Genomic DNA, 13,438 nt, shown 5'->3' with positions numbered 1-13,438 from the left:
AATAGATGATCAGCAAACTCAGGTGCGCACGATCTTCGCGGGGAAGAGCTTGGGCACGCCGCGGAACGTCACGACGGTGTTCCCCGCCCGGTCCGGTGCGACGACCCACGCCCGCCGGTGCCGGTTGATCCGCCCGCGGGCGAGGGGTCCGGCGCTGACGTCGAGCACCAACGGCCGGGGGCCGTGCACGACGAGCAGCCCGGCGCGCCAGTGGACGCGCACGTAGACCCACGCGTGGTCGCCCAGCACCTTGGTGGACGGCTGCCGCCGGGTCAGCCCGAGCCCGAGGACCAGCACGGAGAACAGCAGCAGCAAGAGCGGCAGGGCGGACGACACGGTGAACACGAAGATCAACGCGAGTTGCAGCACGAACGCGAGCGCGCCGATCAGCACCCAGCCGAACGCGCGCCGACCGGCGATCTCCATGCAGTACCGGGTCCACCGGTCATCGAGAGCCGCTCCTCGGGTGGACGGCTTGTTGGGCACGACCACGAGCCACCTCCGCCAGGCGAGCCAAGGTTACGACGGACGCGGGTCGCGTCGAATCGGCCAACCGGACCGATCAGGCGCATTCGCGACCCCGCTCGGCGCGTCGGTTGCGCGCCCCCTAACCTGCGTGAACGATTCCGGCGGGCCGGGTGCGCCGGGCCGGGACGCGCTACGCCGGTCGTGGGACTACCGCCGCGGTGCCCCATCAAGTTAGGCTGCCCTAAGTTGGGAGGTGAGCGGTTGAACGAGACACGTCGACCGCCGGCACCGCATCCGGCGGAGCGGGCCCGCACCATCGCCGCCCGGGGTGGGCGCGCGGCCCTGCTGCCGTCGGGCGGCACGGAGAACCGGATCACCCCGGTGCTGCACCACGTCCACCCCAGCGGTGAGACGACGATCGTGCTGCCCGACCGGCACCCGCTGGTCGAAGCCGCCCGCCGGACCGAGCTGACCACGATGCTGGAAGTGGCCGACCAGGCGCCGGTGCAGCTGCGCGAGCCGGTCCGCGGCCTGCTGTGGATCACCGGCTGGCTCCGCACCCTCACCGCCGAGCAGGCCCGCGAGGCGGCCCTGGAGGTCGCCGAGGCGCGGCCGGACCCGCGGCTGCTCGACGTCGGGCACGGCGCGTCCGCGCTCCGGTTGTCCCCCGCCTCGCTGGTGGTGGCCGACGCCGAGGGCACCACGTCGTTGCGGCCGGAGCTGTTCGCGCAGGCGGAGCCGGACCCGTTCGCCGCGCACGAGGACCACTGGTTGCGTCACCTGGAGCTGTCGCACCGGGACGTGGTCGGCTTGCTCGCGCAACACCTGCCGGACGACCTGAAGGGCGGTCACGTCCGGCCGCTCGGCCTGGACCGGTTCGGCCTGCGGCTGCGGGTGGAGATGGCGGACCAGGACCACGACGTGCGGATCGCGTTCTCCCAGCCGGTGGGCACGGCGCAGGAGCTGGCCGGCGAGCTGCGTCGCCTGATGGGCTGTCCGTTCCTCGCCCAACGCCGGTGACGCGGGCGTCGTTAACGTAGTGGGGTGATCGAAGACCTCGACGCCCGGACGCGCCGCGGCTACCGGCTGGAACTGCTGCTCGTCTTCGCCGTGACGCTCGGGCTGTCCGGGGTGCGGAGCCTGGTGCGGCTGCTAGACAGCCTGCTGGACCCGGTCCCGCTCAACGAGCAGAAGGTCGCGATCAACGTCCCGCAGGCGCGGTTCGACCTGTTGGACCTGATCGCGCAGCTGCTGAGCGTCGTGCAGCTGGCCGCGTGGGGCGGGCTCGGCCTGTACCTGCTGTGGCAGGGCGGCATCAAGCTGCGGGCGCTGGGGCTGGACCGGACCAGGGTCGGGCCGGACGCGCTGGGCAGCCTCGGGTTGGCCGCGGTGATCGGCATCCCCGGGCTGGTCTTCTACCTGGTCGCGTGGAACATGGGCCTGAACCTGGCCGTGCTGCCGTCCACGTTGGACTCGTCGTGGTGGCGGAGCGCGGTGCTGGTGCTGTCCGCCGTGGGCAACGCGTGGGCGGAGGAGGTGCTGGTCGTCGGGTACTTCATCACCCGGCTCCGGCAGCTCGGCTGGCGGGAGAACACGGCGTTGCTGGCCAGCGCGGTGCTGCGCGGCTCCTACCACCTGTACCAGGGGTTCGGCGGGTTCGTCGGCAACGTGGTGATGGGCCTGGTGTTCGGCAAGGTGTGGCAGCGCACGAACCGGTTGTGGGTGCTGGTGGTCGCGCACGCGCTGCTGGACGTGGTCGCGTTCGTCGGCTACACGGCGTTGCGCGGCCACGTGTCCTGGTTGCCCTGAACCATCCGCGCGGGGTCATCCCTGCAGGGTCATCCGCGCGGGGGATCGGGCGTTCATCCGGCAGAAGGACGCGTGCCGAGGACCCCGTCGCGAACAGTGAGGTCATTGCCCGACGAGGGGGGACCTCGATGCGCGTCACCGCACCGGCCGTCGTGGCCGTTGCCGCTCTTGCCCTGACCGTGCCCGCCGCGGCCGCCACGACCGGCGTGGTGATCACCATGCCGGAACCGACCGGGAAGCACGCGGTCGGCACCACCGACCTGCACCTGGTCGACCGGCGGCCGGACCCGTGGCGACCGGCGAAGAACCGCGAGGTGATGGTCACCGTCACCTACCCGACCGATCGGCACGCCGACCTGCAGTTCGCCGTGCCTCAGATGGGTGACCTGGTGAGCCCGGAGCGGCGACGGGGCGTGGTGGGCGAGATCGACGCGACCCGGTCGTTGACCGCGCAGTACGAGTACTTCACCGCATACTTCGACCTGCACCTGAAGGGTCGGGGCACGTCGCTGTTCCGGGGTGATTCGCCGGATCACCCGGACGTGCGGTTCATCTGAGGGAGCGGGGGGTGCTGTCGTGGACGACCTGACCTTGGCCGAGGAGCTGGCGCTGCTCGCCTACGAGGACGACGGGTCGCGCAGGCTGGGCCAACCGGCGCTCGGGTACGGCCTGGCCGGTGCGCTGCTGGTCGAGCTGGCGTTGGCGGAGCGGATCGACGTGATCGACAAGAAGGTCGTCGTGCTGGACCCGGCGCCGGTCGGTCACGTCGTGCTGGACCGGGCGTTGACCAGGATCGCGGGCGAGAAGCCGCGCAAGCCCGCGCACTGGATCGAGAAGCTGGGCAAGAAGCTGACCGACCAGGTGCTCGACGGCCTGGTGGCCGCGGGCGTGCTGCGGCGTGAGCAGGACCGGGTGCTGCTGGTGTTCCCGCGCACCCGGTTCCCCACGCCGGACGGCGCCCAGCCGCCGGCGGAGGTGGACGCCCGGGCGCGGATGACGGCGGCGATCACCGGCGACGGTCCGGTCGACCCGCGCACGGCGGCCCTGTGCGCGCTGGTGAAGGCCGTCGGCTACGACCGGAAGGTGTTCGCCGGCCTGCCGCGCGCGGTCGTGCGCCGGCGCTTGAAGACGATCACCGAGGGCGACTGGGCGGCGGCCGCCGTGCGCAAGGCGATCGAGGAGGTCCAGTCCGCGATCGTGGCGACCGTCGTCGTGGCGGCTGCGGCGAGCTGACCTGAGCGTTGAACTCGGGGGTCCTGAACGTAGGACACGCGCGACGCGAACGTAGGACACGCGCGTTCTGGAGGTAGGACACGCGCGGGTTGGAGGTAGGACACGCGGGGGTTAGTGGACCAGGAGGAAGCGGGAGGTGGTGTGGGCGGCGGCGGTGATCACGGTGCGGGTCACGCCCGCCGAGTCGAGCAGGGTCGGGTCCAGGTCGGCGACGGTCAGGGCGGCGTTCTCGGCGATCCGGGCGGCCGGTTCGGCGAGGGCGGCGGCGAAGGCCTGCCAGCCGGCGATCTCCTCCGGGGTGCCGGTGGCCTCCAGGGCCAGGCGGGCGCCCAGGTCCGCCAAGCCCACGCCGCCGCCTCGCAGCACACCCTCGTGCGCGGCGCTGCGGACCGCGCGCACGGCCCGTTCGACCTTGGGCACTGCCCACGCCGGGGCGCGGAGCAGCGCCGCCGCGTTGCCCGTCTGCGAACGGCCGCCGTACACCGAGGTCTCGCGTGACGTGACCACGACCTTCTCGGCCTGCCCGAGCGACCGCGGGTTCGCCGTCGGCAGCAGGTCCGCGTCGAGGATCGTGCCGCCCACCGCCGCCTGGAGCTCGGTCAACCGCTCCTGGTCGGTCACCACCGCCGCGATCGGCAGCTCCTTGCCCAGCGACACCAAGGCCGTCAGCGCGTCGTGCGGCAGCTCCTCGCACACCACCAGCACGCTCCCGCCGACCTCGTGCACCAGGTTGTGGACGGGGACCGACAGGCGCCCGCTCACCAGCAGCACGCGCGCGTTCGTCAGCACGACCTCCTTCCGCGCCCCGGCGGTCACGAACAGGCTCGACGCGTAGCCGCTGTCGAAGCGCACCCCGCGGCGGACCTCGTACTCCAGGTCGAAGCCCTGGCTCGCCTCCACCAGGACGGGTCCACGCGGGCCGGTCACCGCGACCACCTGCCCGACCAGCGAGCCGACCTCGGTGTCGCCGGACGCCGCCGTGGCCAGCGCCGGCACGTCCTCCTCCCGCAACGGCGCCGCCACGGACGCGATCAGCTCGGCCGCGCGGGCGGCGGCGGCCGTGACGCCGCGCATCAGCCGCACCGGGTTGTGGCCGTCGCGCATCGCCTCGACCAGTCCGCCGATCGCGCCCCCCGCCACGGCCACCGCCGACGCCGCGCCGTCACCGGCTTCCCGCCGCACCTCTTCCACCAGGTCGCGCACGTACCCGGCGCCGAGCCAGTCCCTCGGGTCGTCCGGCTGGAACGCGGCCACGATCGCCGACGCGTCGGACAGCTCCACCGGCCGCCGGTCCACGAACACCACCGCCCGCCTGCCCATCGGACCCAACGTCCGGCACACCGGCTCGGCGGCGGCCCGGAACCCGCGCGCCACCAGCAGCTGCCCGGACGTGTAGGACGCCGTGCGCCGCGGTCGACGGCCGGGCGCGCCACCGGCCCGTGCGATCCGCAGCGGCTGCGAGGCGCCGTGCGCGAAGAACTGCGGCGTCTGGTCGGGCCGGCGGCGGCGCACCTCGCCCTGCGCGTACTTGAACAGCTCGTCGACGTCGATCCACCCGTCGCCGTCCAGGTCGGCGCCACCGCCGGCCAAGCCCTCGATCAGCACGTCGGTGAACAGCGACGCGAGCGGCGCGTCCAGGGACAGCGAGTCCTGCTCGAACGCGTACTCGTAGGCGTTGGACGCGGTCATCACCACGTAGCCGGAGCCGGCGTCGTCCGTGCCCGCGCCGTCCCTGCCCGGGTCGTCCAACACGGTCGTCCCGGCCGCCGCCTTGAACCCCTCCACGAACGCGCCGCTGAAGCAGCAGTCCAGCAGCAGGACCCGCCCGGACGCCCGGCAGTCCTCCAGCTGCTCGTTGAGGAACGAGCGCGGGATCGCGGTGCCGGCGGGCCGGTCCTGCAAGGTGTTCGACGCGGCGAAGTACAGCCGCCGCGCGGGCGTGGTGAGGCCGTGGCACGAGAAGTACAGCAGCACCAGGTCGTCGGCCTCCCGCGGCGCGAGCAGGTCCTCGACCGCGCGGCGGATCTCGTGGTCGGCCTTGTCCCGCAACACCTCGACCGTGGTGAACCCGCCGACGTCGGGGTCCTCCAGCACGGCGGCGAGCCGTTCCACGTCCTGCTCGGGCGCGCGCAACCGGCTCAGCCGGACGTCCTCGTACTCGCCGGTCGCGACCAGGAGGGCGTGCCGACCCACCTCACCCCTCGCTCTCGTGCTCGCGCAGCCACGCCTCCAGCAGGGCCTTCTGCGAGCGCGCGTCGACACCCTCGACGGTGATCTCGTCGTCGCGGGTCTTGATCGTCACCTTGCGCGCGCTGCCGCGCTGCACGAACGACGTGATCACGGCCGCGACGGCGGCGGCCACCGCGGCGGGCAGCGCGCCGTTGACGACCAGCTCGGCGACGGTCGCGCCCGCGCCGCTCTTCGAACCGTCCGGCGACTCGGCCGGCGCGGGCCGCGCGTCGACCTTCGCACCCCTGACCAGCTCTTGCAGCAACTGGCCGGTCGCCGAGGCGGTTCGGCCCGGCGCGTCGATGAACAAGCGGAAGTCCGCCACTGATCCTCCCCCGGTAGAACACGATCATCCCGCAACCACAGCGACGGACCGGTAGTCCACGTCACAACGCAACGTTCCAAATGTCCGACCCGGCACTGACGCAACGAATCGCCGTTCTCAGGCCGTCGTACGATCGAGTTTCACTGGCGCAGACCACTCAGAGCTGCTGTTCCGACCGACCTCGGGTTACCCTCGATCCCGTGACTGCGCACATCGCCCAGACCGCGTCCACCGACGACGAGCCGGCACCGGCGCCCCGAGTCGACAGCGAAGTCGGCCCCCTGCGCACGGTGCTGCTGCACCGGCCCGGCGCCGAGCTCAAGCGGCTCACCCCGCGCAACAACGACCAGCTGCTGTTCGACGGCGTGCCGTGGGTCGACCGGGCCCAGGAGGAGCACGACGCGTTCGCCGAGCTGCTGCGCGGACGCGGTGTCGAGGTGCTGTTGCTGGCCGACCTGCTGGTCGACGCGCTGCACGACGACCGCGCCCGGATCGCGGGCATCCACAGCGCGGTCAACGAGCGGCGGCTGGGCATCGACCTGGCCGACGCGCTGCGCTCCCACCTGGCCTCGATCAGCCCGGACCAGCTGGCCACCGCGCTGATGACCGGCATGACGTTCGAGGAGCTGCCCGCGGCCGAGGGCGCGTCGCTGGTGCGCAAGATGCACCACCCGATCGACTTCGCGGTCGACCCGCTGCCGAACCTGCTGTTCACCCGCGACTCGTCGGTGTGGGTGGGCGACCGGGTCGCGATCACGTCGCTGGCGCTGCCCGCGCGCGACCGGGAGACCGCGCTGACCGACCTGATCTACGCCTACCACCCGCGGTTCCGCCGGACCGGCCGCGCGTACGGGGCGCACTCCGCGCCGGTCGAGGGCGGTGACGTGCTGCTGCTCGCGCCGGGCGTGCTGGCGATCGGCGTCGGCGAGCGGACCACGCCCGCGGGCGCGGAATCGTTCGCCCGGTCCGCGCTGGCCGACGGCCTGGCGCACACCGTGCTGGCGGTGCCGATCACGCAGGAGCGGGCGACCATGCACCTGGACACGGTGTGCACGATGGTCGACCGGGACGCGGTGGTCATGTACCCCGCGGTGCGGGACAACCTGTTCGCCTTCCCCGTCCGGTCCGACGGCGCGGGCGGCGTCGTGGTCGAGGACCGGCGCCCGTTCCTGGAGGCGGCGGCCGACGCGATGGGCATCGAGAAGCTGCGCGTGATCGACACGGGGCTGGACCCGGTGACCGCGGAACGCGAGCAGTGGGACGACGGCAACAACACGCTGGCCGTCGGGCCCGGCCTGGTGGTGGCCTACGAGCGGAACGTGGAGACGAACGCGCGACTGGAGGACGCGGGCGTCGAGGTGATCCGGATCAGCGGCTCGGAGCTGGGCTCCGGCCGCGGCGGGCCGCGCTGCATGTCGTGCCCGATCGACCGCGCGCCGCTGGTCTGAATGAGCTGGAAAGGGTTGCCTAAGCTTTCTTCGGCAACCCTTTCCTTACCTTCGTAAGCCTTACCTGCAATGCATTAAAGCGCACTTTCGGTTATTCTTCGAGCATGGCTGTCAACTTGAAGAAAATTGCCTCCGCGCGCACCTCGAAGTTCCACGACCTGCTCACGGAGCAGGTGCGCAACGAGTTCACGGCCTCGCAGCAGTACGTGGCCATCGCGGTCTGGTTCGACGGCAACGACCTGCCGCGCCTCGCGTCGCACTTCTACAAGCAGGCGTTGGAAGAGCGCAACCACGCGATGATGATCGTGCAGTACCTGATGGACAACGGCCTGCCGGTGGCCATTCCCGGGGTGGACGACGTGCGCAACGACTTCGCCGCGCCGCGTGAGCCGGTGGCGCTGGCGCTGGAGCAGGAGAAGAAGGTCACCGAGCAGATCGTGGCGCTGGCCAAGACGGCCCGCGACGAGGGCGACTACATCGGCGAGCAGTTCCTCCAGTGGTTCCTCAAGGAGCAGGTGGAGGAGGTCGCGTCGATGAGCACGCTGCTCACCGTGGTCGACCGCGCCGACGGCAACCTGTTCCACGTGGAGACCTTCCTGACCCGCGAGACCGTGGGCGACGTGGCCGACGGCGGCGCGCCCAGGGCCGCGGGCGGCGCCCTGTAGGCACCCCCCAGCACGCCCGAGCGGCGCGCCCGAACAGCCGACGACGCCCGTCACCTCAGCCGGTGGCGGGCGTCGCGGCGTCTCAGGTCAGGCAGCCCCGGTCGGCCTTGACCAGGCTGATGCCGGTGAGCGTGTCGCCGGCGTTCTCGAAGAAGAACTTGTAGAGGGTCTCGGGGTCGAGCTCGTGGACGAACCCGTGCGGGTACTGCCGCACGTCCGGGTAGACCTCGTGCATGCGGTCCCGCGAGTCGCCGATGCGCAGGCCTTCGGGCGTGCGGGCGCCGCCCTCGACCCGGATCTCCACCGCGACGCCGTCCTGGAGGCCGACCCAGCCCTTCGCGGTCCTCAGCTCGCGGATGGGGCAGGAGAACTCCGGTGTGGTCACGTCGCCGCCGATCTCGCCGGTGGCTTCCAGCTGCGCCGAGGTCAGGCCGAGCCGCACCTGCCCGAGACCGCGCGAGTCGAGCACCTGGCCGCCGTCGGTCGCGGCGGTCTCGCTGACCGCGGTCGGCCCCGCGGTCGGCCGAGGTGCCGGATCGCACGCCGTCAGCAGCAGCAGCGCCGCGATGACCAGGCGTTTCATCCGCCCCCCAGGGGGCAGTCCGACCCGACCAGCTCCAGCCGCACGGCCGTCACCTCGCCGGCGTCGTCCAGCGGGAACGCGTAGCGCCACTCGGGCGTGCCGGGCAACCGGACGGTGATCAGGTCGTCCCGGCGCACCGCCTCCGGGTAGTGCTCCAGCACCTTCCCGGCCGGCGTCCCGACGCCCAGGAGGCTGGTCGGGGTCACGCTCGTCGCGGGCCGGGTGATCCGCGCTACCCCGTACCGCGGTGAGATCGCGACGGCGTCACCCGGCACGTCGGGCAACGAGTAGAACTCGCACGTGTCGATGCGCGTCAAGGTCAGCGCCGGGTTGGCCCGGGCCTCCTGGGCGGGCATCCCCAACCTCAGGACGGGGTAGCCCGACGTCCGCACCGGCAGCGGCGCCGTCGAAGGTGCGGGTGAGGCGGGCTCGCCGAGCAGGCTCCCGCCCACGCCGCTCACCGCCACACCGCCCCCGACCAGCAGGGTCAGCGCGAACGTCGACGCCACCGCGACCCGCGCGCGCCGTCGGCGCCGGGCGCCCGTCACGATCACCTCGGCCGCGTCCGGTCTCGCGGGCAGGTCGAGGCGCTCGTCGGCGAACAGCTCCCGCAACCGGTCGTCCAGTTCCACCGTCACCCCTCCTCCAGCCTCTTGCGCAACGTGGCCATCGCCCTGCTGTTCTGGCTCTTGACCGTGCCCGGCGAGATGCCGAGCGTGGCCGCGATCTCCAGCTCCGACAGGCCCTCGTAGAACCGCAGCACGACCACCGCGCGCTGCCGGGGCGGCAGGTCGCGCAGGGCCTGCCACAGCGGCTCGTGCTCCAACCGGTCGACACCGGACTCGGCGATCGCGTCCGGGAAGTCCGCGACCAGTTTCTCCCGGCTGCGCCGCCGCCACCGGCTGATGTGCGCGTTCGCCATCGACCGCCGCGCGTACGCCAGCGGCTCGAACCCCTTGCGCAACAACGTCGACCAGCGCGCACCGAGCTTCTCCAGCACGGTCTGCACCAGGTCGGCGGCGTCGTGCGGGTTGCCGGTCAACGCGTGGCCGTAGCGCAGCAGCGTGGGCAGCGACGCCCGGACGAACTCCCCGAAGTCCGCCCGGGCGTCGACCCCGGGATCCACCCACTCGACCGGCAGGACCGCCGTCACCTCGTTCCCCCTCCCGGCGACCTCCCGACCGCCGTCGAGGTGTACACGCCCGAACGGGTCCGCCGGTTGCCGCCGTTCAGGTCACAAAACGGGCAACGGCCGGAACGCGCCGTCGGCGTCCGGTGTGAACTCGTGCACGGCGACCACCGCGTCGGCCGGGATCGGCCCGTAGACGTGCGGGAACCACGGGCCGTCCTCGGTCTCGCCCGGCTCCCACAGCACGGGCAGGCCCTCGGGGTCGACCACCAGCAGCACCAGGTCGTGCCGGTTCGGGTAGAGGCGGTTGGCGGGCAGGTGCACCGTGCCGGGGTCCGAGCAGTGCACGAAACCGTCCGGGTCCAGCGGGATCGCGCCGTCCTCGCGGGCCCGCGTCCAGTCGGCCTTCGGGCTGATCCGCAGGATCACTCCGCCTCCTAGTTGTCCACAGGTGCCTGTGGACAAAGCTGGGGATACCTGTGGACAGGTTCAGCGCAGGGTGATCTGCCGTCCGCGCAGACCGTCGCGCGCACGCCGCTCGGCGTCGGTGAGCGGGTCGGCGTCGATGCTGGTCAGGGCGTCCTGCAAACGCTTGCCCAGGGCTTCCGCGCCCGGTGCCCACTCGCTGGAGTGCAGCTCGCGGTCCAGGTCCCACACCGGGACGAGCAGGCCGTGCGCGCGGAACGAGCCCGCGTACCGGGAGCCCTCGCCCAGGTCCAGCTCGCCGCGCACGGACAGCCGGGCCAGCGCCGCGAGCAACGACTCCTCCGGCTCCGGCCGCACCCAGCGCAGGTGCGCCTTGTCGCCCGCGTCGACCCAGTAGGCGGCCTCGACGCCGGGCGCGTCGAGGCGCTCGGTGGGCAGGATCGCGGAGTTGGCGCGCTCCAGGGAGAGGGCGACCTCGCCGGCGGGCTCGTTGTCCGGCGGCAGCCACCACGCGAAGTCGGCGTGCAGCTCGGGGCTCAACGTGGCCCCGGTGTCCAGCAGGTCCTGCAACCGGCCGGGGTTCGCACCGTCGTCCGGCCCGACGACGGACAGCGCGTCACCGGTCTTCGCGGTCGACGCCCACTGCACGGCACGGGCCAGGTCGCGGCTGAGGTCGCCGGAACGGGTCTGCACCTGGAGGCCGACGAACGCGGTGCCGTCCGCGCGGACCAGGCCCGCCGCGGCCATCGGCAGCACGGTGGCCAGCACGACCTCGCGGCCCGAGTCGTCCTTGAGCGGCAGCTTCACCGTCGCCGACGGCACGAACTCGCGCAGCGCGATCAGCTCGGCCTCGGCCGCCAGGCCCTCGAACGGGCGGGAGACGATCAGGTCCGCCCCGCCGCCGGCCGCGCCGTGGCACGCCTTGTAGCGCTTGCCGGAGCCGCACGGGCACGGCTGCCGCGGGTTGACGCCGTCCGCCGGCTTGTTCTTCACGGCTGTCCGCTTCGCCACCGCGCCTCCTCGGTCTCAGGGCTGGTCGGGCGTCAAGTTATCCGCAAGGTGCCGGCGCGTCTCCTCCGGGTTGTTGGTGGCGAGGAACCGGACGCCGCGCTCACGGCACAGGTCGATGTCGGCCGGATCGTCCGCGGTCCAGGCGTAGACGCCCGCTCCCCGGTCCGGGTGACGCCTGAGCAGGTGAACTCCGGGGCCGGCGAAGTCGGCGAAGCGGGGCTTGGTCCTGGGCCACAACCGGTCGTAGAGCAGGACCGTCGGCACCTCGGGCCTGAGCTTCTTGAACCGGTGCACGGCGAACACGGAGAACGACATCATCACCACGTCGAGCCGGTGCCCGTCCAGCTCCTCGGCGAGCCTGCGCTCCACCCGGGCCCCGTACCGGACGGGGTGCTTGGTCTCGATGAACAGCCGCGTGCCGTGGTCGGCGGCGAGCCCGAGCAGCGCGTCCAGGGTCAGCACCCCGGCGGGCTCGCCGCCGTGCCAGCTGCCGAAGTCGTGCCGGCGGAGCTCGGCCAACGTCATCGCGCTGACCAGGCCTTCCCCGCCGCTGGTGCGGTCGATCCTGCGGTCGTGCAGGCAGACGAGGTGCCCGTCCGCGGTGAGCCGCACGTCGCACTCCAACCCGTCGGCGCCCTGCCGCAGGGCCAGCTCGTAGGCGGCGAGGGTGTGCTCGGGGCGGCGGGTGGACGCGCCGCGGTGGGCGACGACTTCAGGTGACACACCAGCGATGCTGCTGGTGGGACGCGGACCGGGTCAACCCGACTACCTCACGTCACAGCTCCCTGAATATTTGAAACAGCAACCACACTCGGATGGACGCGAGCCCCGCTCAAGACCTACCGTCCGTCACCGTGGCGTCCTTCGACCAGCACGACCTGGCTTTCATCGCGGACCCGTACCCCGCGTTCGCCGCGATGCGCGCGGAGGGTGACGTGCACTGGCACGAAGGGCTGGGCGTCGCGGTGGCGGTGTCGCACGCGGCGGCGTCCGCCGTGCTCAGGCACCGGTCGCTGGGTCGGATCTGGACCGACGCCAAGCCGGTCGAGCAGTTCGCGTCGTTCAACCTGCTGCACCGCAACTCACTGCTGGAGAACGAGCCGCCCACGCACAGCCGGCTGCGCAGGCTGGTGGCCGCCGCGTTCGGCCGCGGTCACGTGGAGCGGTTGCGGCCGTGGATCACCGACCTCGCCGACCGGTTGGTGGACGGGCTGGTGGCCGAGATCCGGTCCGAGGGACAGGCCGACCTGCTGGCCCACGTGGCCGCGCCGCTGCCGGTCGAGGTGATCGCCGAGCTGCTGGGCGTGCCCGCGCGGGACCGCGCGCTGCTCCAGCCGTGGTCGAACGCCATCGTGAAGATGTACGAGTTCGGCCTGGCCGAGGACAAGCGCGCGGCGGCCGAGGACGCGGCCACCGAGTTCGTCGCCTACCTGCGGGAGCTGATCGCGCTGCGGCGGCGGTCGCCCGGTGACGACCTGGTGTCCGACCTGGTGGCGGTGACCGACACCGACGGCGCGAAGCTGACCGAGGACGAGCTGGTGGCGACCGCCGTGCTGCTGCTCATGGCGGGCCACGAGGCCACCGTCAACGTCATCGGCAACGGCGTCCAAGCGCTGATGAAACACCCGGACGAGTGGCGCCGGCTGGTGGACGACCCCGCCCTGCTGCCGACCGCGGTGGAAGAGCTGATCCGCTACGACTCGCCGTTGCAGCTGTTCGAACGCACCGCCACCGAGCCCGTCACCATCGCCGGCTACCAGGTCGAGCCGGGTCGGAAGATCGCCGCGCTGCTGGGTGCGGCGGCCCGTGACCCCGGGGTCTTCACCGACCCGGACACCCTCGACGTCGGCCGCAACCCCAACCCGCACCTCGGGTTCGGCATGGGCATCCACTACTGCCTGGGCGCACCGCTGGCCCGCATCGAGGTCCAGGCCGCCCTGTCCTCCCTGGCCCGCAAGCTGCCCGACGCCGAACTGGCCGCCGACCCCCGCCGCCGCGCCGAGTTCGTCATCCGCGGCCTCCACGACCTGCCGCTCACGGCCAGTCGTCCCGGTGGCACCGTCACCGGGTAAAGCGGTGGACGGCGCGTCACGGCAGCCGCCACGCTGGGCC

16 protein-coding genes are annotated in these 13,438 nt (G+C 72.5%); 7 read left to right on the top strand and 9 right to left on the bottom strand.

Annotated features, from left to right (window positions below; genetic code table 11):
• Window positions 1-18: 18 nt before the first annotated feature.
• Window positions 19-492 (bottom strand): hypothetical protein, encoded by a 474-nt coding sequence (locus tag AB0K14_RS01630; protein ID WP_360448319.1) that lies wholly within the window; start codon window positions 490-492, stop codon window positions 19-21.
• Window positions 493-729: 237 nt separating this feature from the next.
• On the opposite strand from AB0K14_RS01630, the gene AB0K14_RS01625 reads away from it, so the two are divergent.
• From AB0K14_RS01625 to AB0K14_RS01610, 4 genes are all read left to right on the top strand, one after another.
• Window positions 730-1,488: a DUF2470 domain-containing protein gene (locus AB0K14_RS01625; RefSeq protein WP_360448321.1), complete on the top strand. Its 759-nt coding sequence runs from the start codon at window positions 730-732 to the stop codon at window positions 1,486-1,488.
• A 24-nt stretch (window positions 1,489-1,512) separates the two neighbouring features.
• Window positions 1,513-2,277: a CPBP family intramembrane glutamic endopeptidase gene (locus AB0K14_RS01620; protein ID WP_360448324.1), complete on the top strand. Its 765-nt coding sequence runs from the start codon at window positions 1,513-1,515 to the stop codon at window positions 2,275-2,277.
• Window positions 2,278-2,405: 128 nt separating this feature from the next.
• Window positions 2,406-2,834: a hypothetical protein gene (locus AB0K14_RS01615; protein ID WP_360448326.1), complete on the top strand. Its 429-nt coding sequence runs from the start codon at window positions 2,406-2,408 to the stop codon at window positions 2,832-2,834.
• 19 nt (window positions 2,835-2,853) lie between these two features.
• Window positions 2,854-3,510, top strand: coding sequence for a GPP34 family phosphoprotein (locus AB0K14_RS01610; protein ID WP_360448329.1), 657 nt, complete (start codon window positions 2,854-2,856; stop codon window positions 3,508-3,510).
• A gap of 111 nt (window positions 3,511-3,621) precedes the next feature.
• On the opposite strand, the gene AB0K14_RS01605 is transcribed toward AB0K14_RS01610, so the two are convergent.
• Together AB0K14_RS01605 and AB0K14_RS01600 are read right to left on the bottom strand one after the other, a co-directional pair.
• Window positions 3,622-5,703, bottom strand: a complete 2,082-nt coding sequence (locus AB0K14_RS01605; RefSeq protein ID WP_360448331.1) for a TCP-1/cpn60 chaperonin family protein — start codon at window positions 5,701-5,703, stop codon at window positions 3,622-3,624.
• A 1-nt stretch (window position 5,704) separates the two neighbouring features.
• Window positions 5,705-6,064 (bottom strand): hypothetical protein, encoded by a 360-nt coding sequence (locus AB0K14_RS01600; protein WP_360448333.1) that lies wholly within the window; start codon window positions 6,062-6,064, stop codon window positions 5,705-5,707.
• 200 nt (window positions 6,065-6,264) lie between these two features.
• Between AB0K14_RS01600 and AB0K14_RS01595 the strand changes: the two genes are divergently transcribed.
• Together AB0K14_RS01595 and AB0K14_RS01590 are read left to right on the top strand one after the other, a co-directional pair.
• Complete coding sequence (locus tag AB0K14_RS01595; RefSeq protein WP_360448335.1) at window positions 6,265-7,512, top strand: arginine deiminase; 1,248 nt, start codon at window positions 6,265-6,267, stop codon at window positions 7,510-7,512.
• 104 nt (window positions 7,513-7,616) lie between these two features.
• On the top strand, window positions 7,617-8,177 hold the full coding sequence (locus AB0K14_RS01590; RefSeq protein WP_360448338.1) for a ferritin: 561 nt from the start codon (window positions 7,617-7,619) through the stop codon (window positions 8,175-8,177).
• An 82-nt stretch (window positions 8,178-8,259) separates the two neighbouring features.
• Here the strand turns inward: AB0K14_RS01590 and AB0K14_RS01585 are convergent, their stop codons facing one another.
• From AB0K14_RS01585 to AB0K14_RS01560, 6 genes are all read right to left on the bottom strand, one after another.
• On the bottom strand, window positions 8,260-8,760 hold the full coding sequence (locus AB0K14_RS01585; protein ID WP_360448340.1) for a hypothetical protein: 501 nt from the start codon (window positions 8,758-8,760) through the stop codon (window positions 8,260-8,262).
• Window positions 8,757-9,398 (bottom strand): hypothetical protein, encoded by a 642-nt coding sequence (locus AB0K14_RS01580; RefSeq protein ID WP_360448342.1) that lies wholly within the window; start codon window positions 9,396-9,398, stop codon window positions 8,757-8,759. Before AB0K14_RS01580 ends, AB0K14_RS01585 begins: the two co-directional genes overlap by 4 nt.
• The gene (locus AB0K14_RS01575) at window positions 9,395-9,913 is read right to left on the bottom strand and encodes a SigE family RNA polymerase sigma factor (RefSeq protein WP_360448344.1); all 519 of its coding nucleotides are present in this window, start codon (window positions 9,911-9,913) and stop codon (window positions 9,395-9,397) included. Before AB0K14_RS01575 ends, AB0K14_RS01580 begins: the two co-directional genes overlap by 4 nt.
• Window positions 9,914-9,994: 81 nt before the next feature.
• Window positions 9,995-10,315, bottom strand: a complete 321-nt coding sequence (locus AB0K14_RS01570) for a DUF952 domain-containing protein (RefSeq protein WP_360449068.1) — start codon at window positions 10,313-10,315, stop codon at window positions 9,995-9,997.
• A gap of 63 nt (window positions 10,316-10,378) precedes the next feature.
• Window positions 10,379-11,326, bottom strand: a complete 948-nt coding sequence (locus AB0K14_RS01565) for a DUF5926 family protein (RefSeq protein WP_360448347.1) — start codon at window positions 11,324-11,326, stop codon at window positions 10,379-10,381.
• A gap of 15 nt (window positions 11,327-11,341) precedes the next feature.
• Window positions 11,342-12,049: a glycerophosphodiester phosphodiesterase family protein gene (locus AB0K14_RS01560; protein WP_360448349.1), complete on the bottom strand. Its 708-nt coding sequence runs from the start codon at window positions 12,047-12,049 to the stop codon at window positions 11,342-11,344.
• Window positions 12,050-12,141: 92 nt separating this feature from the next.
• Here AB0K14_RS01560 and AB0K14_RS01555 point away from each other — a divergent pair, with 92 nt between their 5' ends.
• Window positions 12,142-13,398 (top strand): cytochrome P450, encoded by a 1,257-nt coding sequence (locus AB0K14_RS01555; RefSeq protein ID WP_360448351.1) that lies wholly within the window; start codon window positions 12,142-12,144, stop codon window positions 13,396-13,398.
• The last annotated feature ends 40 nt before the right edge of the window (window positions 13,399-13,438 follow it).

This window comes from Actinosynnema sp. NPDC050801 (genome assembly GCF_040673975.1).
In the GTDB taxonomy this organism is placed as follows: domain Bacteria; phylum Actinomycetota; class Actinomycetes; order Mycobacteriales; family Pseudonocardiaceae; genus Actinosynnema.
Note: the sequence above shows the minus strand (reverse complement) of the source record. Positions and strands in the feature narration are given on the sequence as shown.